Consider the following 25114-nt stretch of genomic DNA (forward strand, 5'->3'; position numbering starts at 1 on the left):
TTGTTGTAACTGGGATTTTAAACTTTTGACCTTAAGTAGCTACTTTTCTAATACTAGAAAAGAAGGAGTTATTTACATTTTGAAAAATTCCCTCTATGTCAAAATCAGTTTTTAAGCTTTGTAAATTATATCCATAGTTTATATCTTGAAGTTTAAGACTGAAAACATCTTTTGCAAAAATCCATGGAATTTTATTCATGTAATCAGGGAAAGGTGAACATTGACTTGGGAGAATATCAATTCTTTTGCCAAATAGCGGTCTGTTTTTGCCAAAGCTGAGGTATATATCAATATTTTTAAGCGAAATATTTCGGATATTATTATCTTTGCCATAGATTAAGATCCCATTTTCTGAGTAAGCTTTTACATTTGAAATAGAAATATCTTCAATAAAATTACCGTCTTCAGGGGAAACAATTACAATTGGTTCACCTTTTCCCCACCATGTACCAGCAAATATTTTTGTTGTCATGATAACATTTGAAATTGTGACTGATTTGACATACCCATTTTTGCCGTTTGCGAATATTGCAATTCCTCTGTTTGAATTTAGGATGATAAGATTAGAAACAACCACATTCTTTACTTTGCTATCTAAATGTCCCATTCTCACAGCTGCTGAGCGTGTTTGCATAATACAGTTTGACACAATTATATTTTCACATGGTTTGTCCCAGTTTGTAATGCCAGATATAGCAACACAGTCATCACCGCATGTAAAGAAGCTATCTGTGAGTATTACATTTTCGCATGAGCAAAGATGTATACCGTCGCTGTTTGGGACTCTGAGGTTGTTCATAATCCTTATGTTGTGTACCTTGATGTATTTCGATGAATGGATGCATACTGTCCAGCAAGGTGAGTCAATAATAGAGACACCACTCAGGCTAATGTTTTCACAGTTATAAAAGAATATGGGTTGATTTGGTCTACAAATTGGCTTACATTCTGTCTCTTCAAACTGCTCTTTGTCAAGTTGAGATAGCTCTTCAAACTGATTAAATGCTCTTGAAAAATCCATAAAACTGCTTCCAGAAAGGTCAATTGTACCTTTTCCCTCAACTGCTATGTCCTTTTCATTCATCGCATACAAAAAGGAAGTAACCTCTCCCCATTCGTTATGGTAATAACCAATTTGGTAGTAATCTTCAATATTGTTGGTTGCTTTGATTACAGCACCTTCTTCTAAATATAGGGTTACATTAGATTTTAACCTTATAGGACGACTCAAGTAAATTCCAGCAGGTATAACTACAACTCCACCACCATTTTCAAAACAGATGTCAATAGCCTTTTGTATTGCCTCTGTACTGAAACTTACACCATCTGGTTTTGCTCCAAAGTCAGTTACAATTATTCTCAAGAGTTTACCTCCTATTACTTTAGGTTCATACATTTAAAATAACCTAAAAAATCACTAAAATCCTCTCAATAATTTTGAGAAAATGTTAGATTTTGATGGTTGCAAATAACAGTGATTGAATATATTGTAATAAACGAAAAAGAAGGGCATAAAGCCCTCCTTGCAATCCCTGTAGGGTTTGAGGAAAAACTTACTTTATCCACTCAACCACATTCCAGTTTCTTTCAGGTACTGTTTGAGGATAATTTTCAGTGTATCCTAAAGCAATTGCCCACAAAGGTTTGTATCCCTCAGGGATTTTGAGAAGTTTTATATAATCTTGTGCTTTTGGACTTGAAAAAAGTATCCCGACAAATCCTATCCAGCACGTTGCCAAACCGAGAGATTTTGCAGCAAGAAGGATGTTTTGGGTTGCAGCTGCACAGTCAACCTGGGCAGATTGACTATTTTCTTTTCCTGAAACGATTATAGCTATTGGAGCGTTGTGGAAAACGTTAAAATCTTCTTTTGATGCGAATTTTTTTAAGTTTTCATCAGAAGACTGGAGCATAATGTTTCTTATTTCTTGATTTATTTTGCTTAAAATATCAAGGTTTTGAACCACTGTAAAAAACCATGGCTGACCGTTTACAGCAGATGGAGCAAAGATTGCAGCTTCAAGTAAAAGTTTTATCTTTTCCTCTTCAACTTGAGTAGGTAAAAAACTTCTTACACTTCGACGCTCTTTAATTGCTTTTATTACTTCATTTTCAAAAACACTGCTCATTTTGCAAGCACTCTCCCTTCAAAAGAGTTTCAAAAAATTTAGTTTTCTAATTTCAAGACTCTAAAACTTGTTGGTTCTAACTTGATTTCATAGATATTTTCATTTTCTGATATTATAGAAACTTTAAGATCAGAAGCTTTTAAAGGATCAATAAGTTTTTTGTTTTTGTTCTTAATGTGTAAGTTTACCTTAGTTCTGTAAGGCAAGAAGGACTCTATTATGAAAGCGCCATTGCTGTATGCAAAAATGCCTATCTTTTCGCCAGCTTCAATGTAGAAATCAAAATTTTTCATAAATACCTTTCGAATTTCTGTCAATACCTCAGGTGGCCAGTTGTAAATGTCAGAATAATTTTCGGGTGTAGTCAAAGTATAAACAGTCCCTCTGCCATAAAAGTCTTTCATCAGGACAGGAAAGTTGTTTTCGCCTGAGATTGCGACAATCTCCTGCCATGACGCATTTGTCCTGTGTTCTAAAACAGGAATTAGCATTTCTTTTTTACCATATACATACTTTGAAAATGAACACACTTCTGTTTTAATGGCAAATAAGTTTGTAAAAACCTTTTTGTCTGTCACTCTCACAGAAGTTAAATCTTCAATTCCTCTTCCTTGCATGGCTTTTAAAAAACCAGAGGTCATTATTACGTCTTTTCCGGCTAAGAGATGATTTTTAAGCTTCTGCAGGATATCTTTGTCATTTGCACAGTCTGCTGTAATAAAAACAATATTACTGTTTTCAGGAAAATGTGGTGTAAGTTCAAAGGGTATTCCAACCATTCCTAAGTAGTCATAGATATGGTCTTCACCGTATGAATTAAATGGATGGTAAACAGGAATTCCTATAGGATTTTCAATATGTTTACAAATTTCATCAAGATGTTGAAGCTGCAGCCCAAGTGCTGGGACAAATACAGAGTTTCTCAGATGTGAGAAGTCAAACAAGGTGATTTCTTTAGCTTTGGCAAATACAGTTAAATTTGCTTGTTCAAGGTAGCTACCAATATTGTATATGCAATCTAAAGCGTCAAACCAGCCACCAAGATTTTTACCAGGTTTTAGATTTTCAAACCATCTCAAAAGTGAATAGCTTGCATACCTTGGAAGATGCTGCTGAGTGTGTACAGGGTCGCGAGTTTCTGTACCTGTGTAGACATAGTCAAATAGTTCTACCTGAGTTTGAGGGTTGTAACCTGTTTCTTGATACGACTCTATCCAATTTGGATATTTGATTATTAATTTTACATTTGGATTGACACTTTTTGCGGGTTTTATTATATACTCACTTGAAACTTTTGTCATTAAGTTTAACCTAAATTCACTCCAGCTAAGATTTCCTTTTGCTCTAATGCAAGATGGGCATGTGCAAGCAGTGAAGAAAAAGTCGTCTAAAATAATTTCATCAAACAAAGAAGCTGTATATTGAACAATTTCTTTTAGCTTTTCTAAATGCTTCTGGTTTGTATAGCAAAAGGTGTTAAAGATTCTATAATAATCAAGTTCCTCATTTCCAAATACCACAGTTGCAGTAATACCACCAGAAGTTTTGATGTTTTGTTCTTCAAAAAACTCCTTTATTTTGAGCATCTTTTCTTTTGAGAGGGTATTTGCACCTCTGTGCATTTCAAGGTATACCTTAGAGATGTCTAAATATCTTTGGAAGAATTCCAAATCTTTTTTAAACGCCTCAAACTCTACATTTTTCAAAAATCCAGCAGGACAGTATATTGCCAGTTTAAAGTTTTCGTATGCCATTTGTCAAAACCTTCCTTTCAATGTTCGAGTGAATCGATTACAAGAAATATTATACTACTTGAGATTCTTATTACAACCCTTTTGAATAAAATGAAAAGTAACATAATGCTGTATGGTATAATAATTCTCAAAATTTATCTTAAAGACCAGGTAGTTTTGAGATGAAGCTATATCAGGTAGATGCATTTACAGATAAGTTATTTCAGGATAACCCAGGGGAGGTTTGTATATTAGAAGATTCATCAGATGAAGAAACAATGCAAAATATTGCAATGGAGATGAACTTGTCTGAAGCGGCAAGGCAATTACCTTTTTCAAAACAGAAATAAAGGACTGCCCATAGCATCAGTTCAGGCAGTCCCTGGTCTCTTTTCTAATTTTTACAGCTTTCTCAAATGCTTCTTTTACAATATCTGCACAGCACTTTCCAGTAGGGTTATTTATCTCGCATTTACAATCTTTCATTGCACCTGTAATTTTACATACTTCACTGAGAGTTTTTGCTCCTTTTTTCAAAACTGCTTCCATTATGTCATCTTCTGTAACCTTGCCGCAATAGCACACGTACTTAGGATTTGCATCTTTTTTAAGCCAAATAGGTACCTTTAGCTGCTGCTTGTAAAAGAGTTTTTCGCCTTGGTAATATCCCACATCACACTCTGGGTTTGTACACAAGAAATAGTCATTGCTTCCTACTTGAGATAAATACTCATCTAAAACTATATGCTTTACAGTGAAATTCTTAACAAGCATTCCTTGGTGCTTGCAAATAGGGCAGGTTTGAGAGGAAGCTTTAATATAGCTGCTTTCACAGCATGAGCAGCTTGAAGTTGTACAGCAGTCCATATTTTTACTCCTCCTTCTTTAGCACTTTGAGAATTTCACCTATAAACATTCTATGATAATCTTTTGCAGGATAAAAATTGTCAATGCTTTTATCCAGAAAATTCTCAGGGATTATATCTTGAAAATAAATCTTTTTGCAAATCAAAACAAGATTAGCTTGCTCAAAAAACACTGTCTTGAACTCTTCATCTTCTTTGGGAGTAAGTCTTGCCATCTCAACCTTGTTAACATTTTTACCAGAGTATTTGCCGCAGATTTCAAGAGCTGACCTATACTCCATGCCGAAAAATGAGAGTGTAAAAAATTCATTTTCTTCAACAAACTTTCTTGTAAACCTCTGAGGTCTTATTACACAAGAAACAACAGGCCTTTCCCAAATATAGCCCAGGCTTCCCCAGCTTGCAGTCATTGTGTTAAAGGAATTGATATTTCCTGCTGTAATAAGCATCCAATCTCGTCCAATTAAGGTAAAAGGGTTAAACTTGAGTTCTTCAATTTTGATTGTTTTGTGTATCATTAAAGAAATCACCTCGTTAAAAATTTTAAGCTTCTTAGAGCTTGCATTATTATCTTAAATTAAAATATACGACAATAAATTTTAATTTTCAAATCATTTTGGTTGAAAAATTTAACACATAAAGATGTTCCTAAATTTAAAGACTATAAGAATAAACTTTTAGACAGAAATAAGCTGGTTGAATGTTTGTAGTTAAGAGTGGCTTCAAATATTCTTCTTGACCCAGAAAGAAAAATCTGTTATTATATAATTGAAAATGATTTTCAATTAACACAAAATATCAATTACAAGTTGTTTTCAAAAAACAGGTAGTTTTATATGAAATAACATGAGAGGTGATCAGCTTTGACGCTTGATATGATTTCAAAAGGTCAAGAAGTTGTGATAAAGAGTATAAAGAGCAAAAATGCACGCGTGTATGCTTTGAGATTTGGTATAAATGAAGGAAGCAAAGTAAAATGTGTAGCTAAAATAAATAATGGTCCCATTATTCTCAGGAAAAATCACCAAGAGATTGCAATAGGAAACGGTCTTGCTAAGCAAATTGAAGTTGAGACTCAAAAGTAGAAAGGGGTTAGATAGATTTGAACTGTCACTGTGTTCAAGAGATGCTAAATATTCCAGATAACAAGGAGGTAATAGCACTTGTTGGGAATCCTAATGTTGGGAAGTCAGTTATTTTCAATAAACTGACAGGAAGATATGTAGAAGTTTCAAATTATCCCAGCACAACTGTAGATGTTAATTATGGTTTTTACAAGGATTATGTTATTGTCGATACACCAGGCGTTTATGGAATTTCTTCTTTCAATGATGAAGAGATTGTAACGCGTGATATTGTGCTAAATACTCAGAAGATTATAAATGTAGTCGACAGTGTACATCTTGATAGAGATTTATTTTTAACGCAGCAACTCATTGACTATCAAAAAGAAGTAATAGTAGTACTTAACATGTTTGATGAGATTGAAAAAAATGATATCAAGATTGATATAGAAAAGCTAAAAGATATACTTGGTGTTGAAGTGATAGCCACATCGGCAAGCAGGGGAGAGGGTATTGACAAGTTAAAAGAGGCTATAGATAAAAATCTTTTTAAAAAAGGCAAGTCCACACCTAATTTAGAGAAGATTTTAGAATCTGAAAGAAAGAAATTTTCTTGGGGAAGCCTTGCCGAAGCTGAAAATGTGTTCAGTTCATCAGTATCTGAACTTCAAGAAAAGATATACGCTTTGAGACGCAGTTATGTAGATGAAATATTCAATAAAACAGTCAAGTTTGATACCAGAAAGCTTGAGTTCAAAAACAAACTAAGTCAAGTTCTCATAAATCCTGTTACAGGCATTCCTATTTTAATCTTCACTTTGTATGTCATGTATTATTTCATGGGTGTTCTAGTTGCGCAAAGACTGGTTGACTTTACTATGAATACAGTGATGGGAGAGTATTACCTTGGCTTCATCAAAGGGATTGTGAAAAAGTTTGTTTCAAATGCATTTTTAGAAAAGATTATTATTGGCAATTATGGAATGCTTTCTATGTTTCCAATTATCTTTTTGGGATTGCTATTTCCTCTTGTTGTAGCCTTCCACCTTTTTATGAGTATATTAGAAGACAGCGGTTATCTCCCCAGAATTGCAGCTCTTGTTGACAGAGTATTTAATAAAATAGGTTTAAATGGAAGAGCAATAATTCCTATAATTTTGGGCTTTGGTTGTGTTACAATGGCAACAATTACAACAAGGATATTGGGGTCTAAAAGAGAAAGGCTTATCACTATGTTTTTGCTTGGCCTTACAATACCTTGTTCTGCTCAACTTGGAATAATCAGTGGGCTTATTTCCAGACTTGGATTTGAGTATTTGGTTGCTTATATTTTGATAATTGGGAGCATCTTTGGAATTGTTGGTATGATATTAAACAAAATTTTAAAAGGAGAATCAACATCGCTTTTTATAGATCTTCCAACTTTGAGATTTCCTCAACCTACTAATGTTTTGAAGAAGACTTATTATAAATCAAAAGGATTTTTGATAGAGGCTTTTCCAATTTTTGTTATGGCAACGCTTGTTCTTGGGATTTTAGATGCCACAAATCTTCTTCATGTTATAGAAAATTTTGCACAGCCGGTTATTACAGGATTTTTAAAACTGCCAAAGCAGATAACAGAGGTATTTATTCTGAGTATAATAAGACGTGATTATGGGGCTGCAGGGCTTGTGACAATCCCAACAACAAAAGGTCAGATGTTTGTTGCGCTTGTAACAACAACATTGTTTGTTCCTTGTATTACTTCTTTTGCTATGATGACAAAAGAGAACGGGCTTAAATATTCAGGTTTTGTATGGGTTTCTTCAGCTGTGATTGCGATTTTAGTGGGAGGGGTTCTTGCACATATAGTACTTTAAAGATTCAGTCCAAAACAAAAGGGAGAGTGTTTTTATGATGAAAGTAAAATGTCCTGTATGTGGTTATGAGATGGATATTTCAAATAGAAAATGTCCGCGATGTAACGCATCTTTGTTTGAAGCACTTAAGTGTTCAGGAAATTGCAAAAGCTGCAAAAAGAACTGTTCAATGAAGTCTTGACATCTGAGCTTTTGGGAGAATAAAATGTATATCATAAATAAATTGCAAATTACAAATTGATGTGGCGGAGCAGTGATAATTAGAATGAAAAAAGAACAGTTAGAAGAAATAAAAGATCAGCTTAAGCAAAAAGGTTATAAGCTCACAACCCAAAGAAGAATAATATTAGATTCAATTCTTGACAATCAAGATAAACATTTGAGTATTGAGGAGATTTACAAGATAGTAAAAGAGAAGATGCCAGAGATTGGACTTGCAACAGTATACAGAACCATAATGCTTTTGAACGATTTAAAAGTTCTCAACAAGATTGACCTTGACGATGGATGTTCACGTTTTGAACTTTCAAATAGCGAAGATTCTCACAATCATCATCACTTGATATGTGTAAAGTGCGGGAAAGTGGAAGAAGCAGAGGATGATTTACTTGAAAGTTTAGAGGATCAAATAGAAAAAGAAAAAGGATTTAAAGTTGTCAATCACATAGTTAAGTTCTATGGTATATGTAAAGATTGCAAAAAGGAATGAGAAGAATGTTCTTCTCATTCCTTTGATTTTACACCTATCCTATAGAAAGTTCGGTTGTTATCATCTGTATTTCTAAAATTGTCTTTAAATGCAATAAACAAAAAACCGCTTTTGAGCAGAGGGACCACTGTTAAATATTCACCATTTTTTTTAATCATTTTAGACTCAAAAACTTTGCCTTCTATAAATTCATCTCCAAACCCGAATTTAAGATAAATATTCTTTTCAAGGCCATCCAGTAAAATTCCATTATTATAGCTTATTATCAATTTATCACCTGCAATGGGCTGTTTAGGATAAAATTTGAATGGCAATTGCATTCTTGACTTATTCACCTTCCTTTACCTTGCAAACACATGATTGCCTATAACGGCAACAATTGGTCTACTCCAAATCCATTTGTTTGTGGTTTTTGCTGGATTGAAAAAGTAGAGAGCGCCGCCAGTAGGATCCCATCCGTTGAGTGCATCTCTTGCAGCATTTATTGCTGATACTGTTGGTGAAAGATTTATCTGACCGTTTGCTACAGATTCAAAAGCTCCTGGTTGATAAATTACACCTGCTATTGAGTTTGGAAAACTTGGATGTCTTACCCTATTTAGCACCACTGCTCCTACTGCAACTTGTCCAACATAAGGTTCTCCCCGCGCTTCTGCACTAATTAGGTGGGCAAGAAGATTAAGGTCTGAACTGTAAGATGAACGTGTTGTTGTTACAATTCCAAGTGCTCTGAGAGTTTCGCTTCCTGCAATTCCATCTACTTTAAGGCCATTTTTAGCCTGGAAGTATCTTACCGCCATATATGTTTTATATCCATAAATACCGTCAATTGGCCCATCGTAATATCCCCACTGTTTGAGTCTTCGCTGGATTTCAATAACCTCTGGTCCAGTAGAGCCATAGTATGAAAGAATAATGGGAGAGAGAGTATACTTGAATTTTAGATGGTCGTAGTTTGCTATGGTATATATGCTTAAACTTAAAAACAGCAGTGTTATAAATAATTTTACAAATCTCATTTATCATCACCCCATGCAGTTTAATTAAGGCTGCAATAAGATTTTACAAATAGTATTATGCATCTAGATTTTTGAGAATATGTATAATGAATAACCAAAGCTGAATGTGCAGATAATTTAAAAGTAGGAGAATTAAAGAATTGGGGTGATGACAAGGTGAGAAAGGCTATAGCAATTTTAATTTTGATTCTCCTATTATTTGGAAATTCACATATTGGCTGCAAGAAGGTATTTGGCGAGTCCCTTCAAACCCAAACACCGTCCTTAGAAATTTCAGCAAAATCAGCAATACTTGTTGACTTTGACACAGGAAAGATTCTTTACGAAAAGAACTCACATGAAAAACTTCCCCCAGCGTCAATTACCAAGATAATGACTATGATTTTGATATGTGAAGCAATAGAAAAAGGTAGGATAAAACTTTCTGACAAAGTTGTTGCAAGTCAAAATGCATCAAGCCTTGGAGGGTCTCAGGTTTATCTTAAGGAAAATGAAGAAATGACAGTTGAAGAACTTTTAAAATCAATTGCAATTGCCTCAGCAAATGATGCGTGTGTTGCACTTGCTGAGCACATTGCAGGAAGTGTTCAAGAATTTGTTTATATGATGAACAAAAAAGCAAAGGAACTTGGAATGCTCGACACAAACTTTGTAAATCCGTATGGACTTGATGCTGAAAATCATTACACCAGCGCATATGATGTTGCAATAATGTCAAGAGAACTTTTAAAACACAAGATCATCAGAAAATACCTTACAACATGGGTGGATACCATAAGAGAAGGTAAATTTGGTCTTACAAATACAAACAAGCTCGTAAGGTTTTATAGAGGATGTACAGGTGTCAAAACAGGTTCTACCGACAAAGCAAAGTTTTGTATATCAGCATCAGCTTTGAGAAATGGTCTTCATTTAATTGCGGTTATAATGGGAGCACCAGACAGCAAAACAAGGTTTAATGATGCCACAAAGGTTTTAGATTGGGGATTTGCAAATTTTTCAATGTACAGCCCTTATTCTAAAGGATTTTGTTTTGGGAAGGTAAAGGTGAAAAATGGAATTGAGAAAGAAGTAGAAGTAATTTTGAGTACAGATGTCAAGCTTCTTGTTAAAAAAGGTGATGAAAGTACAGTTGAGTCAAAAGTAACCTTGCCTCAGCAAATATCAGCGCCTGTGAAAACTGGACAGAAGATTGGAAAATTAGAACTATGGAAAGATGGGAAATTGCTGGGCGCATATGACTTAATTGCAAAGAAGGATGTCCAAAAGAGAAATCTTTTTGATATTTTTCTCATGCTTTTTAAACTTGAAAGCTAAGCTTATAGTAGAAATAAAATGGTCGGGGCGACTGGACTTGAACCAGCGAACCTCTAGCACCCCAAGCTAGCGCTCTAACCAAACTGAGCTACGCCCCGACCTTTTGTTATTTACATCATCAATTATATTCTAATTTTTTTAATATTTCAAGGAAAAAATTTGCTGGTAAATTTTCAAAGTATTCATAACTGTTTTTTCCCAGCTATAACTTTTTGAAAGCAAATAACCTTTTTGAGCAAGCTGATTTCGCAGCTCTACATTTTCTAAAACAAGCAGTATTTTTTGAGCGATGTCTTCTTCAGAATAAGGGTCCACATACAGGGCAGCATCCTTTAAAACTTCAGGCAGGCAAGTTGTGTTGCTTGCTATAGTCGGGACTTTGCAAGCCATTGCCTCAAGTGGTGGAAGACCAAACCCTTCGTACAGCGATGGATATACAAAAAGCAGAGCCCCATTGTATATATATGGCATGAATTCTACGTCTACATAAGAAAGAAAATGTACATGTGAAGTAAGATTTAAATTTTCAACTAAATTTTTTATTTCATCATAACTTCTGCTAAACTTTCCAGGTATTATAAGATGGATATCTTTGATGTGCTCTTTTATTAAAGAATAAGCTTTTACAAGTCTTTTAAGATTTTTTCTTGGCGAAAATCCGCCAACATATAGGATATATGGAAAGTCTATATTGAATTTTTGCAAGAGAAAAGTTTTGACTTCATCTTCTGGTAAAGGTTTGTATATATCTTCTGCTGCTAAATATGTTACAAATACTTTTGATGGATTGATGTCGAAGTATTCGCAAATATCTTTTTTAGAAAACTCAGATACAGTGATGATACAGTCGGTTATTTTTATAATTTTTGGGACGACCTCTCTAAATATTTTCAAATAGCCTGGTCCAACTGTTTCAGGAAGTCTGAAAGGAATTATATCATGCAGAGTAATAATGTAGCTGCATTTTTTTGACAGAGGAAGTCCAATTCCATTTTGAGGGACATGGTATATATCGATATCATTTTGAAGTATAATCTCTTTTATCATAATTTCTTCCCAGAACTTATCTATCTGATGAGGTATAAGGTTGATGTTTATATTCTGTGCAAGTACAAATTCTGTCTCGGAGCTATCAGGCCAGATTATTAAATATTCATTTTCTTTGTCGAGTTTTTTGATATAATTTAAAAGCTGATAGGTGTAAGTGCCAATACCAGAGCCTCTATACCATTTAGCAGCTCTGCCATCAATGCCAATTTTCATGATTTTTTCATTTTCAATTTGGTCAATTTTATTATATGATATTAGTATTCTCATGTGTTAAAAGGGAGTGATCAAGAAGTGACGGTGAATTTTGTTGTTGATAAAGAGCTGGCAGGGGTAAAAGTGGAAAAAGCCATAAAAAAGAAGTATCCTACAATTCCGATGAGTGTAATTTTTAAGATGCTAAGAAAAGGAGAAATTATTGTAAGTTTTCTTCCTGCTCAAAAAGGACAGGTTTTGAGGTTTGGAGACACTGTAAGTTTTGAAATAGAAGATAGATTTTTAGAGCACAAAAAAGTAGAGATTATTAAAGTGTACGAGGATGACAACATTGTTGTAATCGACAAACCATATGGAATTCCATCGCATCCAGATTCGAACAATGAGTACTCTGTTGTCAGCTGGATAGAAGACAATTACTCTAAAGGTGAGCTTCCTCAGCTTTGTCACAGGCTTGACAGGAACACAGCAGGGCTTATGATCATTGCAAAAAATAGACAAGTTTTAAGCGAGATGTTAAAATATATGAGTAGAAGGACAATTATAAAGAAGTATTTATGTATAACTAAAAAGGCTGATTTGCCAGAAAGTGGAGTGCTTGTTCACTATCTCAAAAAAGATTCAAAGAAAAGCAAGGTATATATTTCTGACTTTCCACAAGATGGCTATTTAGAAGTGGTGACGGCATATAAGATTGTGAGACAAAAAGATGATTTGCAGCTTGTAGATGTTGAAATCAAGACTGGTAAAACCCATCAAATCAGAGCGCAGCTTGCTCATGTTGGACTTTGCATCTTGGGCGACAGCAAGTATGGTGATTGGGAGCTGAATAAAAAGTACAAGGCAGATATGCAAGCCTTGTGTGCTTATTATCTTAAATTTGAGATTGGTAAAAAAGGTATTTTAAGGTATTTAGATGGGCAAAAGATAGTAAAAGAGACAGTAGAATTCCCGGTTGATATCGAAGGTTTTTCTTCAATAAACGTATATAAAGAAAGAGGGCTGGAGATATGAAAAAGCTTTTATATGCATTAGGGTCGTTTATCATAATACTTTTGATAGGCATAAATGCTCTTTTTTACTATGAAAATATGTATATAAAGAAATACATTCCTGTTATGGAAGAGGTTTACAAAAAACCTCAGCAAACAACTTTGCGAAATATCAAGAGCAATAATAACAGTACTTCTACTACTAATAAAAACAATTCTTTGTCTGTTAAACTCAAGACTCAGCCAAAAGAATACAAGGCAAGTATATTTATGGCAGGAGATGTGTTTTTCAACGGCTATCTTTTAAAATCTTATTATGATAGGCAATCCCAGGCTTATACATTCGGGGATATACTGGAGAACGTAAAAGACATCACTTATGCAGACCTTAGCATTTTCAAGTTTGATAGTGTGGTTTCTGACAATATCCCTATTTCAACATATGGAAAATACAATGCTCCAAAAGAGGCTTTAAATGTACTCAAATCAGGCCGATTTAATCTTGCAGTACTTTCATCATCACACATATTTGATGGAAAAGTGGAAGGTTTGCAGAAAACAATAAATAATTTGAAAGAGGCAAAGATTGAAACTGTAGGCGTTAAGCTTTCTCAGGAAGATCATACCTCAAAGGTTTTTGATATAAACAACATAAGAATTGGCGTTGCTGCATTCACAAAAGAGCTTTCATCAGTCTATTTGGAAGGAAGCTCTACTTATAAAGATTTTGTTAGTCTTCTTGACAAGGATGAGATACAAAATGAGATTGAGTACTTGAAAGGGCTCGGCTGTGACATTATAATAGCATATGCAAACTGGGGATTTGAGAATTCAAACACAGTTAGTTTTGAGCAGAAAGAGTTTGCAAAAGAGCTTATAAAGAATGGTGTTGATATTGTAATTGGTACTCATACTCATACAATTCAGCCGTTTGAAAAGGTTAAGGTTGAGGATGAGTCAGGCAACGTAAAAGAGGGGATAGTATTTTATTCGCTTGGTAATTTCCTGTGCGACCAGACAGTTATTTTTCCATACAATAGATTTGGTTTGACAGTGAGACTTGATCTTGTTAAAAAAGAAGATAAGCTCACTAAAAAGATATCAGTTGAGCCAATATATATCTTTAGAAAGACAAGAAGGAATGCAAGTTACTATGATTTTATTGTCCTTGAAGCAAAGGACATTTTAAATAGAACTGATGTAAAAACATCCTACATTAATTATGCCAAAAAACTGCTTGAAGATATTGATAAATGGCTTAAAACTGTGCAATAAACAAAATTTTTTGTGCGTAGGGGGATTATTCTAAAGTGGAGAGAAGACAGGAAAGAATTCGCAACTTTTGTATAATAGCTCATATAGATCACGGGAAGTCAACTTTGGCTGACAGAATAATTGAGCTTACAGGAGCGCTCACAGAAAGAGAGATGCAGGACCAGGTACTTGATACCATGGACATAGAAAGAGAAAGAGGGATTACCATAAAAGCCCAGGCGGTAAGGCTCAACTACAAAGCAAAGGATGGCAAAGAATATATCTTTCATCTTATAGATACTCCTGGTCATGTAGACTTTACCTATGAAGTTTCACGAAGCCTTGCTGCTTGTGAAGGCGCGATTTTGGTTGTTGATGCAACTCAAGGTATTGAGGCACAGACACTTGCAAATGTATATCTTGCACTTGAGCACAACTTAGAGATAATACCTGTTATAAACAAGATTGACCTTCCAAGTGCAAGACCTGAAGAGGTCAAAAAAGAAATAGAAGATGTGATTGGACTTGATGCTTCAGATGCACCGCTGATTTCAGCAAAGATGGGTATTAATATAGAAGAGGTCTTGGAAAGAATAGTCAAAGATATTCCACCGCCAAAAGGTGATGATACAAAACCGCTAAAAGCTTTAATTTTTGATTCGCTTTATGACAACTACAAAGGAGTTTTGGCATATGTTAGAGTATTTGATGGAGTTGTGAAACCTAATATGACTATTAAGATGATGTCAACAGGTGCTCAGTTTACTGTAACAGAGGTTGGATATTTTAAACCAGGGATGCTTATTCCTTGTGATGAGTTAAGAGCGGGAGATGTTGGCTATATTGCAGCTTCAATTAAGACTGTGAGAGATACAAGAGTTGGTGATACTATAACTGATGCAAATAATCCTGCAGATGAGCCTCTGCCAGGTTTTAGAAGATTAAATCCAATGGTGTTCTGTGGAATTTATCCAACAGGAGATACAAAATATGAGGAACTTAAAGAGGCTTTAGAAAAGCTTCAGCTCAATGATGCAGCATTGTTCTTTGAACCAGAAAGTTCTGCTGCTCTTGGTTTTGGTTTTAGATGTGGATTTCTTGGACTTTTGCATATGGAGATTGTTCAAGAAAGGCTTGAGAGGGAATATGATTTGAACATAATCACAACAGCACCTTCTGTTGTATTTAAAGTTACAAAGACAGATGGTGAGGTTTTGTACATTGACAATCCAACAAAACTGCCACCCCCAAACGAGATTGCCAAGATGGAAGAACCAATGGTAAAGGCAACTATCATGGTACCAAACGAATTTGTAGGTAGCGTAATGGAGCTGTGCCAGGAAAGAAGAGGAATTTTTAAGGACATGTCATATATTGAGACAACACGTGTTATTCTCACTTATGAGATGCCTCTTATGGAGATTGTGTACGACTTTTTCGATGCTCTAAAGTCAAGGTCAAAAGGTTATGCGTCGTTTGACTATGAATTTATAGGATATGCTGAGTCAAAACTTGTAAAGCTTGACATTATGATAAAAGGCGAGGTTGTTGACGCACTTTCGTTTATTGTCCACAAGGATAAAGCTTATCAGAGGGCAAGAAGAATTGTTGAGAAGTTAAAAGAGGAGATTCCACGACACTTATTTGAGATACCAATTCAGGCTTGTATTGGGAGCAAGGTTATAGCAAGAGAAACAGTAAAAGCTTTGAGAAAAGATGTGCTTGCGAAGTGTTATGGCGGGGATGTCACCAGAAAGAAGAAACTTTTGGAGAAACAAAAAGAAGGTAAAAAGCGAATGAAGCAGGTTGGAGAAGTTGAGATACCGCAGGAGGCATTTATGGCTGTTTTGAAGCTAGAAGACTAATACGAAGGTAAAAAAGGAAGTGTTAATTGGAGTTGAGGAAGATAGGACTTTATATTCATATTCCGTTTTGTAAAAAAAAGTGTTATTACTGTGATTTCGTTTCATACGAAAATGCAAATGATAACTTGGTATTTGAATATTTTAGTTCACTTGAAAGTGAACTTATTTTTTATAAAGAAAATTATGAATTTGAAATAGATACAATCTATATAGGAGGTGGGACTCCTTCCTTTATTTCTGCTAAATATATCTTAAAACTATTTGAATTTATATACTCAAATTTCAAGATTAAAGACAACTACGAAATAACTATTGAAGCAAATCCTGAAAGTATCACTCACGAGAAACTTCAAAGTTATAGCTTGGCAGGAGTAAACAGGCTCAGTGTGGGGATACAGTCTCTAAACGATACAGAATTAAAAGCAATTGGTAGAATTCATAACTCTGAGGTTGCATTGAAGAGTTTAAGTATTGTACCTTTATATTTTGAAAATTTTAACGTTGATGTTATCGTGGGGCTTCCATATCAGAATTTTGAGAGTTTTATGCAAACACTCAATAAACTTTTAGATTTTTCACCGCCTCATATATCCATTTATTCATTAAAAATAGAAGAAGGTACACCTCTTTTTGAAAATTATGAAAAGTATGAAAGCTTTTTGCCGAGCGAAGATGAAGAGAGAAAAATGTTCTGGTGTGCAAAGAGAATACTTTTTGAAACAGGATTTTGTCATTATGAGATTTCTAATTTTGCCAAGAAAGGTTTTGAATGCAAGCATAACTTAAAATACTGGAATTGTAATGAATATATCGGGATTGGTTGTGCAGCTCATTCATATTTTGATGGTTACAGGTATTATAATACATCTAATATAAGCGAATACATTAATAAAATCAAAAAAAATGGTTTAGCTGTGGAAGGGAAAGAGTTTATTTCGGTTGAAGAAAGTGAAAAGGAATTTATTATATTAGGGCTCAGGAAAATAGAAGGTTTTTCTCTTAATGAATTTAGAGAAAGATTTGGCGCAGATTTCGAAAGAAAGTACAAATATCAAATTGAAAAGCTAAAAAAATATGGATTGATAGAAATAGAAAAAAACTGCGTAAAACTTACGGAGAGAGGGATAGATCTTGCGAATTTAGTATGGCAGGAATTTGTGTAAAAAGGTCAAAGAAAGTCAAAAATATACTTGACAAAAATCTACTGAAGTGATATCTTATATCTTAGAATTAGCACTCATCAACAGAGAGTGCTAACAGTAAGGTGAGGAAAATGCTGGATGAAAGAAAAAAAAGAATACTTGAGGCTATTATAGATGATTATATAAATACAGGTGAACCTGTTGGCTCAAGGACAATTGCAAAGAAATACATTTTTGGTATTTCTTCTGCTACAATCAGAAACGAGATGTCGGACTTAGAGGAGATGGGATACTTAGAGCAGCCCCACACGTCAGCTGGTAGAATTCCTTCAGATAAGGGTTACAGGTACTATGTTGATGAGCTGATGAAGGTGTCAAGGCTTTCGCCACAGCAGGTGGAAATTATCAGGTCGCTGCTTGATGTCAAATTCAATGAAATAAACGAATATATGGAGAACATTGCTAAGATAATATCTAACCTAACAAACTATACAGCAGTAATTTCAACACCAAATGTAAAAAAGAGCTTTATAAAATATCTCCAGCTTGTTCCTGTTGACAGCAAAAGATATATACTAATTTTAGTAACAAACACAGGTCTTGTAAAAGATATTCTCTTGGACAAACCAGAGAATGTCGATATAAAAGACTTCATATATATATCAAATATCCTCAATGAAAAACTGAGCGGGCTTAAACTTGAAGACATTGACCAAAAAATTATACTTGACATTGAAAACATACTTGGCAAAAACAAGACAATCTTGTCACCAATAATTGAAAATGTACTGCGCACGATCAGTGCAGCTGACAGCACAGAAGTTGTTTTAAGTGGAATCAAGAACATGTTTGATTTTCCTGAGTTTAGTGATGTTTTAAAGGCAAAGATATTCCTGCATATATTTGAGCAAAAGGAGATGCTAAGACAAATAATAAACTCTGCAATGCATGAACATATAACCATCAGGATTGGTACAGAAAATCCAATAGAGGATTTAAAAGAGTGTAGTGTTGTTCTTTCCAGTTACAGAATAGGTGATAGCATAGCTGGTTCGATAGGTATAATTGGTCCAAAAAGGCTGAGATATTCTCAGACAGTTTCACTGATTGATCACATTTGCGATACTTTATCTGATATTTTGACAAGACTTTTTACAGAATAAATTTAAAGAGGTGATTTGTGAAGATGCTTGATATGGAAAACAAAGATCTAAAGAGCGAGGAGGTAAACTCTTCTGAGGCTCAGACTTTAGAAGAAACTAATTCCGTGGGAAAAAATGAGAATATGCAACATTCTCAAGAACCTCAAGAGGACGCAGCAAAAACACAGGAAAATGATGGGTCAAATGAAAGTAGTGAAGATATTGAGGTTGAGCCTCGCCAAGAGGACACGGTGGAAACTTTGAAAAAGCAGCTGGAAGAGAAAGAAAGGGAGGTTGAAGAATACAAAAGTTTATGTCAGAGGATAGCTGCTGATTTTGATAACTACAAAAAGAGAATAGCAAAGGATAAAGAGAATATGTATTATGAGGTTGTTGCTGATGTTGTTGGCAAACTTCTTCCGATTGTTGACAACTTTGAAAGAGCGATTGACTCTGCAAAAAATTCAAAAGACATAAATGATGAACTTTTAAAAGGGCTTGAGATGATAAAAAAACAGATTGATGATATCTTTTCAAAACTTGGTGTTGAGCCAATTGAGGCTTTGAATAAAGAATTTGACCCGTACCTTCACAATGCAATTATGCATGTTGAAGATGAGAGGTACGGTAAAAATGTTGTAATTGAAGAAATCCAAAAAGGTTATAAGATAAAAGACAGAGTTATTAGATATAGCCTTGTAAAGGTTGCAAATGCTAATTAAATTTAAAAGAATTTAAAACTAAATTTTTAAAAATAAGGAGGTTGATAACAATGGCTCATATTTTAGGTATAGACCTTGGTACAACAAACTCTTGTATGGCAGTTATTGAAGGTGGTCAGCCTGTTGTAATTCCTAACGCAGAAGGTTTTAGAACAACACCTTCAGTTGTAGCTTTCACCAAGACTGGTGAGAGACTTGTTGGTCATGCAGCGAAAAGACAGGCTATCACAAACCCTGAAAGGACTATTATATCAATAAAGAGAGATATGGGTACAAACAGAAGAATAAAAATAGATGACAAGGAATATTCGCCAGAAGAGATTTCTGCTATGATTTTGATGAAACTCAAAGCTGATGCAGAAGCATATCTTGGTGAGAAGATAACACAGGCTGTTATAACTGTTCCAGCTTACTTTACAGACTCACAAAGACAAGCAACAAAAAACGCAGGTAGAATTGCAGGACTTGAGGTTTTGAGAATCATCAACGAGCCAACAGCAGCAGCTTTAGCTTATGGTCTTGACAAAGAAGGTCATCAAAAGATAATGGTATATGACCTTGGCGGTGGAACATTTGACGTTTCAATCTTGGAGATTGGCGATGGTGTTATTGAAGTTTTGGCGACATCTGGTAACAACAGACTTGGTGGTGATGACTTTGACCAAAGGATTATCGACTATATAGCTGACGAGTTTATGAAAGAGCACGGAATTGATTTGAGACAAGACAAAGTTGCGCTCCAGAGACTAAAAGATGCAGCTGAGAGGGCAAAGATTGAACTTTCATCCGCGCTTCAAACAACTATTAATCTGCCGTTTATTACAGCAGATGCAAACGGTCCAAAACACATTGATATGGTATTGACACGCGCAAAGTTTGAAGAACTTATAAAAGACCTTGTAGAAAAGACAAGAGAGCCTGTTGAGACAGCACTTTCTGATGCAAAGCTCACCCCAGAGCAGATTGACAAGGTCATTTTGGTTGGTGGTTCCACAAGAATTCCTTATGTTCAGGAATTTGTAAAGAAACTCACTGGCAAAGAGCCGTTTAAAGGAATAAATCCTGATGAGTGTGTTGCAATTGGTGCTGCAATCCAGGCGGGTGTGCTTGCAGGTCAGGTAAAAGACATATTGCTTTTGGATGTAACACCACTTTCACTTGGTATTGAGACTCTGGGTGGTGTGTTCACCAAGATTATTGAAAGAAACACAACAATTCCGACACGCAAGAGTCAGATATTCACAACAGCTGCAGATGGTCAGACGCAGGTTGAAATTCATGTTCTGCAAGGTGAAAGACCACTTGCAAAGGATAACAAGACACTTGGAAGATTTATACTTGACGGTATTCCACCTGCACCAAGAGGGGTGCCACAGATTGAGGTTACATTCGATATAGACGCAAACGGTATTGTACATGTTTCTGCAAAGGACCTTGGTACAGGTAGAGAGCAAAAGATTACAATAACATCCCAGACGCATTTGAGTGAAGAAGAGATTCAAAGAGCTATTAAAGAGGCTGAAATGTATGCTGAGCAGGATAGAAAGAGAAAAGAACTGATTGAGGCACGAAACAGAGCAGACTCTATCATTTACCAGACGGAAAAGTTGCTTCGCGAACTTGGTGACAAGATGACAGAAGCTGAAAAGCAGCAGATTGAGGCAAAACTAAAAGCCTTGAAAGATGTTATGAATGGTGAAGACAAAGAACAGATTGAAAGGGCAATTGATGAGCTCACAAAGTCGTTCTATGATGTGTCTACAAGACTTTATCAGCAAGGTTACACTACATCAGGACCACAAGGTGGACAAAACCCGGGTGGCGGTCAAGGCGGTCCTGATGGCAATGTAAATACTGATTATAAAGTATACTAAAGACTGCGATAAAAACAAGGTAAAGGACCAAAGTCATGAAGCTTTTAAAAATGGCTTTGGTCCTTTTTATGATTATTTGTTAAATTCATATTGTTGGTATATAATAATATTCAGTAAAATAAGCGGGTGATAGAGATGGCACAAAAAAAGGACTACTATGAAATTTTAGGTGTTCCAAGGAATGCAACAGAAGAAGAGATAAAAAGGGCTTATAGAAGACTTGCAAAACAATACCATCCTGATGCAAATCCAGGTAATAAAGAAGCAGAAGAAAAGTTCAAAGAGATAAACGAGGCATATGAAGTTTTGAGCGATCCTGAAAAAAGAAAACTTTATGACCAGTTTGGGCATGCAGCGTTTGATCCAAAATATGGCGCACAAGGTAGTGGAGGCTTTTCTGGTGGATTTGGTGGTGGGTTTGCTGACTTTGATTTTGGCAGTTTTGGCGATATTTTCGAAGACCTATTTGAAGGCTTTGATATATTTGGAACTTCAAGAAGAAGAAAAGAAGCACCGAGAAAAGGTGCTGATATATATGTCGATTTAGAGCTGACTCTCAAAGAGTCTGTATTTGGCTGTGAAAAAGAGATTCCAATTTACAGAACTGAAAAGTGTAGTGTTTGTGGTGGAAGTGGTATAAGGCCCGGTTCTGCACCTGTGAGATGTCAAAAATGCGGCGGCACTGGTCAGATAAGGTCAAGACAGGCAACATTCTTTGGAGAGTTCACCACCATAAAAACCTGTGATGCGTGCGGCGGAACAGGAACAATTATAACAGACCCATGTAGAGAATGTGGCGGAACGGGAAATGTAAGAAGACAGCGAAGAGTAAAGATTAACATTCCGGCTGGAATTGATGATGGTCAGGTAATAACATTGAGAGGCGAGGGCGAAAGTGGCATCAAAGGCGGACCTAACGGCGATTTGCATATTAGAATAAAAGTTGCGCCCCATCCTGTATTCAAAAGAGTCGGGCAGGACCTTTATATTGAGGTTCCAATAACATTTGTTAATGCAGCTTTGGGTGGAGAGATAGAAATTCCGACCCTTGATGGAAAAACAAAAGTGAAAATTGAACCAGGAACGCAAAATGGTGATGAGGTAAGGATTAGAGGCAGAGGTGTTCCAAACCTGCGTTCGCGAGGAAGAGGCGACCTTGTAGTAAAGTTTATAGTGGAGGTTCCAAAAAAGCTTACAGAAAAGCAAAAAGAACTTTTAAGAGAATTTGAAAGACTTTCATCAGAAGATGGATATGAAAAGAGGAAACATTTTTGGGATAGAATAAGAGAAGCTTTTTCTTAAATGATTAAGTTTTAAGAAAAGGAGAAGAAAGTGTAGATGAAATGGTATGAAATATCAATCAAGACCACCGAAGAGGCAGAAGATGCTATTTCAAATATTTTGTATGAGCTTGGAGCAAATGGTGTTGTCATTGAAGACAATGAGATTGTCTCAAAACCAAATTTATGGGATTATATAGACGAAGACCAGTTTACAAAAAAGGACTATGCGAAAGTTTGTGCTTATTTTCCTGAAAGCATTAATATTTTAGAGCTTATTCATACTATTGAGCAAAAACTTAAAGAGACTGCAAAATATATAAATATAGGTGAGGGTAAGATTGCTGTTTCTGATGTTGATGAAAAAGATTGGGCAGAAGAGTGGAAGAAATATTATAAGCCTGTTGAGATAGGGGATATTGTGATTGTTCCTTCGTGGGAAGATTATAAAGCTGAAGACAGCAAAACAATTGTTAGGCTTGACCCTGGTATGGCATTTGGTACAGGAACTCATGAGTCGACTGTTCTGTGCCTTGAAGCTATTCAGAATTATGTAAAGCCAGGGATGAATGTTCTTGATGTTGGGACAGGTTCAGGGATATTAGCAATAGCTGCAAAGAAGTTATTGGCAAAAAGAGTTTTAGCAGTTGATATTGATGAGGTTGCTGTTAAAGTAGCTAAGGAGAATGCAAACTTAAATGGAGTAGAGATCGAAATAAAAAAGAATAATCTTGTTGAAGGTATAGAAGAAAAATTTGATATAGTTGTGGCTAATATTGTCGCTGATATCATTATACGGCTTTCAACATATGTAAATAGAGTTTTAAAAGACAGTGGAATTTTTATTTCTTCTGGAATTATTGAAAACAGGCTTGAGGATGTTTTAAAAAGCTTTGCTAAAAATGGACTTAAAGTTGTAGAAGTAAAAAAATGGGTACATGGTGCTTGGTTGTTAGCAAAAAAACTGTGTAGGGTGATATTAAGTGCCAATCTTTTTTGTTGAAAAGCAGAATGTTGAGAATGATATTGCCTTCATTACAGATAAAGAAGATATAAATCATATAGTCAAGGTTTTAAGAAAAAGAGAAGGAGATAAAATAAATCTATGTGATGGCAATTATGACTACTCATCGCGAATACTTGAAGTTTCCAAAGACAAAATAAAACTTTTGATAGAAAGCAAAACTTTGAATGATCGAGAAAGTACCAAAAACATTTTTTTATTTCAATGTATTATCAAAAATCAAAAAATGGATTTTGTTGTGCAAAAGGCAACAGAGCTTGGAGTAAAAACAATTGTACCTGTGGTTTCAAAAAGAGTTGTGATTGATGTTTCAGAAAAAGAGGAAAAAAAGCTTGATAGGTGGCGCAAAATCGCGCAAGAGGCCCAAAAACAGTGTCTTCGCCCCAAGCCACCTTTAATCGAAATGCCAATTAGAATTTCTGAGATTAAAGAGAAATATTTAGATAAACTTGATATTCTTTTTATTCCCTATGAGAAGGAATTAGAAACTTCAAGATGGAGTCTATCTTCAAATTATAATAATATTGGGATTTTAATTGGACCTGAAGGTGGTTTTGAAGAGGAAGAAGTAGAAGAGTTAAAAACCTTTAAAAATGTGCAAGTTATTTCGCTTGGAAAAAGAATCCTCAGAAGTGAGACAGCCTCAATTGCTGCGCTTTCCATCCTAATGCATGAACTTGGAGAAATGTGAAGGGAAGTGCAAAATTATGAATGTGTACTTTGACAACGCTGCAACTACAAGGCCTTTTGATGAGGTAATTGAGCAGCTTTCAAAGTTTTTGCTAGATATCTATGGTAATCCTTCATCGCTTCACAGACTTGGTGTTGAGGCAGAAAGAAGCCTGAAAGAGGCAAAAGAAGCTATTGCAAAAAAACTCGGTAGCAATGCAGATGAGATTTATTTTACGTCGGGTGGAACAGAAGCAAACAATTTAGCACTTATTGGCTGTGCGTTTGCTTATCAGAAAAGAGGAAAAAGGATTGTATCAACACCTGTTGAACATCCTTCTGTTATTTCTACACTTGAGTATTTAGAAAGAAATGGATTTGAGATACAATATGTACCTGTGGATGCTGAGGGTAATGTAGATTTTGACCAGTTTGAGAAGCTTGTGGACCAGAATACCATTCTGGTAAGCGTGATGCTTGTCAACAACGAAACAGGGCATATATTTGATGTAAAGAAACTATCTGAAATTGCGAAAAAGAAAAACCCAAATGTTATTGTTCACACAGATGCTGTCCAGGCTTTTATGAAAGAAAAGACCAATGTTAAAGAGTTGAATGTGGACCTTATGTCGATAAGTGGTCATAAAATACACGCATTAAAAGGAATAGGAGCTTTATATATAAGAAAGGGTATAAACATCCAGCCGATAATCTTTGGAGGACAACAGCAAAAAGGTATAAGACCTGGAACAGAAAATATGCCTGGCATTTTTTCGTTTGCTAAAGCAATTGAGGTATATGAGAAGCTAAAAGCTTCTGAACCTGATAAGCTAAGGAATATAAAACAAAGATTTATTGAAGGGCTTTCAGCCGTGGATAGCGTTGTGATAAACTCTCCTTTAGATAAGACATCCGATGCGATATTAAACGTATCTTTTTTGGGTATTAAATCTGAAGTTTTTCTTCATACGCTTGAAGGTTATGGCATATTTGCGTCTTCTGGTTCTGCCTGTTCATCAAAAGGCAGAACTTACAACAAGGTTTTGCACAGTATGGGAAAAGGGAGGGAAATTGCAGAAAGCAGTATCCGCTTTTCATTTTCTTACCTTAATCAAATTGAAGAAGTTGACTATACGCTTGAGTGTATTGAAAAAGCACTTAGGTTTTTAAGAAAAATAAAAAAGTAAA

General features: G+C 35.2%; 25 protein-coding genes and 1 tRNA gene. 17 read left to right on the forward strand and 9 right to left on the reverse strand.

Annotation, left to right across the window (positions count from 1 at the left end; all coding sequences use genetic code 11):
• Positions 1–31: 31 nt before the first annotated feature.
• The 3 genes from COB47_RS04935 to COB47_RS04945 all read right to left on the reverse strand — a co-directional run bounded on the left by COB47_RS04935 (position 32) and on the right by COB47_RS04945 (position 3883).
• The gene (locus COB47_RS04935; RefSeq protein ID WP_237699013.1) at positions 32–1363 is read right to left on the reverse strand and encodes a glycoside hydrolase family 28 protein; all 1332 of its coding nucleotides are present in this window, start codon (positions 1361–1363) and stop codon (positions 32–34) included.
• A 190-nt stretch (positions 1364–1553) separates the two neighbouring features.
• Positions 1554–2129 (reverse strand): nitroreductase family protein, encoded by a 576-nt coding sequence (locus tag COB47_RS04940; protein ID WP_013290286.1) that lies wholly within the window; start codon positions 2127–2129, stop codon positions 1554–1556.
• 38 nt (positions 2130–2167) lie between these two features.
• On the reverse strand, positions 2168–3883 hold the full coding sequence (locus COB47_RS04945) for a hypothetical protein (RefSeq protein ID WP_013290287.1): 1716 nt from the start codon (positions 3881–3883) through the stop codon (positions 2168–2170).
• Positions 3884–4044: 161 nt separating this feature from the next.
• Between COB47_RS04945 and COB47_RS04950 the strand changes: the two genes are divergently transcribed.
• Positions 4045–4212, forward strand: coding sequence for a PhzF family phenazine biosynthesis protein (locus COB47_RS04950; RefSeq protein WP_013290288.1), 168 nt, complete (start codon positions 4045–4047; stop codon positions 4210–4212).
• 16 nt (positions 4213–4228) lie between these two features.
• On the opposite strand, the gene COB47_RS04955 is transcribed toward COB47_RS04950, so the two are convergent.
• Positions 4229–4729, reverse strand: coding sequence for a Csac_0668 family 2Fe-2S cluster-binding (seleno)protein (locus COB47_RS04955; protein ID WP_013290289.1), 501 nt, complete (start codon positions 4727–4729; stop codon positions 4229–4231).
• A 4-nt stretch (positions 4730–4733) separates the two neighbouring features.
• Positions 4734–5246, reverse strand: coding sequence for a flavin reductase (locus COB47_RS04960; protein WP_013290290.1), 513 nt, complete (start codon positions 5244–5246; stop codon positions 4734–4736).
• A gap of 345 nt (positions 5247–5591) precedes the next feature.
• On the opposite strand from COB47_RS04960, the gene COB47_RS04965 reads away from it, so the two are divergent.
• The 4 genes from COB47_RS04965 to COB47_RS04975 all read left to right on the forward strand — a co-directional run bounded on the left by COB47_RS04965 (position 5592) and on the right by COB47_RS04975 (position 8363).
• Entirely contained in the window at positions 5592–5813 is a 222-nt protein-coding gene (locus COB47_RS04965; protein ID WP_013290291.1) for a FeoA family protein, read from the forward strand.
• A gap of 17 nt (positions 5814–5830) precedes the next feature.
• Positions 5831–7654 (forward strand): ferrous iron transport protein B, encoded by a 1824-nt coding sequence (gene feoB / locus COB47_RS04970; RefSeq protein WP_013290292.1) that lies wholly within the window; start codon positions 5831–5833, stop codon positions 7652–7654.
• A 34-nt stretch (positions 7655–7688) separates the two neighbouring features.
• Entirely contained in the window at positions 7689–7835 is a 147-nt protein-coding gene (locus COB47_RS12205) for a hypothetical protein (protein WP_154646009.1), read from the forward strand.
• Positions 7836–7919: 84 nt separating this feature from the next.
• Complete coding sequence (locus COB47_RS04975; protein ID WP_013290293.1) at positions 7920–8363, forward strand: Fur family transcriptional regulator; 444 nt, start codon at positions 7920–7922, stop codon at positions 8361–8363.
• A 14-nt stretch (positions 8364–8377) separates the two neighbouring features.
• Here COB47_RS04975 and COB47_RS04980 read toward each other — a convergent pair whose 3' ends face one another.
• Complete coding sequence (locus tag COB47_RS04980) at positions 8378–8683, reverse strand: hypothetical protein (protein WP_013290294.1); 306 nt, start codon at positions 8681–8683, stop codon at positions 8378–8380.
• A gap of 21 nt (positions 8684–8704) precedes the next feature.
• A complete protein-coding gene (gene sleB, locus COB47_RS04985) occupies positions 8705–9382 on the reverse strand; it encodes a spore cortex-lytic enzyme (RefSeq protein ID WP_013290295.1) in 678 nt (225 codons plus the stop codon).
• Positions 9383–9538: 156 nt separating this feature from the next.
• Here sleB and COB47_RS04990 point away from each other — a divergent pair, with 156 nt between their 5' ends.
• Positions 9539–10699, forward strand: coding sequence for a D-alanyl-D-alanine carboxypeptidase family protein (locus COB47_RS04990; protein ID WP_013290296.1), 1161 nt, complete (start codon positions 9539–9541; stop codon positions 10697–10699).
• A gap of 19 nt (positions 10700–10718) precedes the next feature.
• Here COB47_RS04990 and COB47_RS04995 read toward each other — a convergent pair.
• Positions 10719–10797, reverse strand: a tRNA-Pro gene (locus COB47_RS04995).
• 40 nt (positions 10798–10837) lie between these two features.
• Positions 10838–11962, reverse strand: a complete 1125-nt coding sequence (locus COB47_RS05000) for a glycosyltransferase family 4 protein (RefSeq protein WP_013290297.1) — start codon at positions 11960–11962, stop codon at positions 10838–10840.
• Positions 11963–12040: 78 nt separating this feature from the next.
• On the opposite strand from COB47_RS05000, the gene COB47_RS05005 reads away from it, so the two are divergent.
• From COB47_RS05005 to COB47_RS05055, 11 genes are all read left to right on the forward strand, one after another.
• Entirely contained in the window at positions 12041–12976 is a 936-nt protein-coding gene (locus COB47_RS05005; RefSeq protein WP_013290298.1) for an RluA family pseudouridine synthase, read from the forward strand.
• Positions 12973–14229, forward strand: coding sequence for a CapA family protein (locus COB47_RS05010; RefSeq protein WP_013290299.1), 1257 nt, complete (start codon positions 12973–12975; stop codon positions 14227–14229). Before COB47_RS05005 ends, COB47_RS05010 begins: the two co-directional genes overlap by 4 nt.
• Positions 14230–14264: 35 nt before the next feature.
• Positions 14265–16073 (forward strand): translation elongation factor 4, encoded by a 1809-nt coding sequence (gene lepA, locus COB47_RS05015; RefSeq protein WP_013290300.1) that lies wholly within the window; start codon positions 14265–14267, stop codon positions 16071–16073.
• Positions 16074–16105: 32 nt separating this feature from the next.
• Positions 16106–17236, forward strand: coding sequence for a radical SAM family heme chaperone HemW (hemW, locus tag COB47_RS05020; RefSeq protein ID WP_041742711.1), 1131 nt, complete (start codon positions 16106–16108; stop codon positions 17234–17236).
• 110 nt (positions 17237–17346) lie between these two features.
• Positions 17347–18378: a heat-inducible transcriptional repressor HrcA gene (hrcA, locus tag COB47_RS05025; RefSeq protein WP_013290302.1), complete on the forward strand. Its 1032-nt coding sequence runs from the start codon at positions 17347–17349 to the stop codon at positions 18376–18378.
• Positions 18379–18401: 23 nt separating this feature from the next.
• On the forward strand, positions 18402–19079 hold the full coding sequence (grpE, locus tag COB47_RS05030; RefSeq protein WP_013290303.1) for a nucleotide exchange factor GrpE: 678 nt from the start codon (positions 18402–18404) through the stop codon (positions 19077–19079).
• Positions 19080–19129: 50 nt separating this feature from the next.
• Positions 19130–20953 (forward strand): molecular chaperone DnaK, encoded by a 1824-nt coding sequence (gene dnaK / locus COB47_RS05035; RefSeq protein ID WP_013290304.1) that lies wholly within the window; start codon positions 19130–19132, stop codon positions 20951–20953.
• A gap of 135 nt (positions 20954–21088) precedes the next feature.
• Entirely contained in the window at positions 21089–22255 is a 1167-nt protein-coding gene (dnaJ, locus tag COB47_RS05040) for a molecular chaperone DnaJ (protein ID WP_013290305.1), read from the forward strand.
• Between the two features lie 36 nt (positions 22256–22291).
• On the forward strand, positions 22292–23236 hold the full coding sequence (gene prmA, locus COB47_RS05045) for a 50S ribosomal protein L11 methyltransferase (RefSeq protein ID WP_013290306.1): 945 nt from the start codon (positions 22292–22294) through the stop codon (positions 23234–23236).
• Positions 23217–23948, forward strand: a complete 732-nt coding sequence (locus tag COB47_RS05050) for a 16S rRNA (uracil(1498)-N(3))-methyltransferase (RefSeq protein WP_013290307.1) — start codon at positions 23217–23219, stop codon at positions 23946–23948. The genes prmA and COB47_RS05050 overlap by 20 nt, the downstream gene beginning before the upstream one ends.
• A 16-nt stretch (positions 23949–23964) precedes the next feature.
• Positions 23965–25113, forward strand: a complete 1149-nt coding sequence (locus COB47_RS05055) for a cysteine desulfurase family protein (protein WP_013290308.1) — start codon at positions 23965–23967, stop codon at positions 25111–25113.
• The last annotated feature ends 1 nt before the right edge of the window (position 25114 follow it).

Origin of the sequence: Caldicellulosiruptor obsidiansis OB47 (genome assembly GCF_000145215.1) — a bacterium.
Classification (GTDB): Bacteria; Bacillota; Thermoanaerobacteria; order Caldicellulosiruptorales; family Caldicellulosiruptoraceae; genus Caldicellulosiruptor; species Caldicellulosiruptor obsidiansis.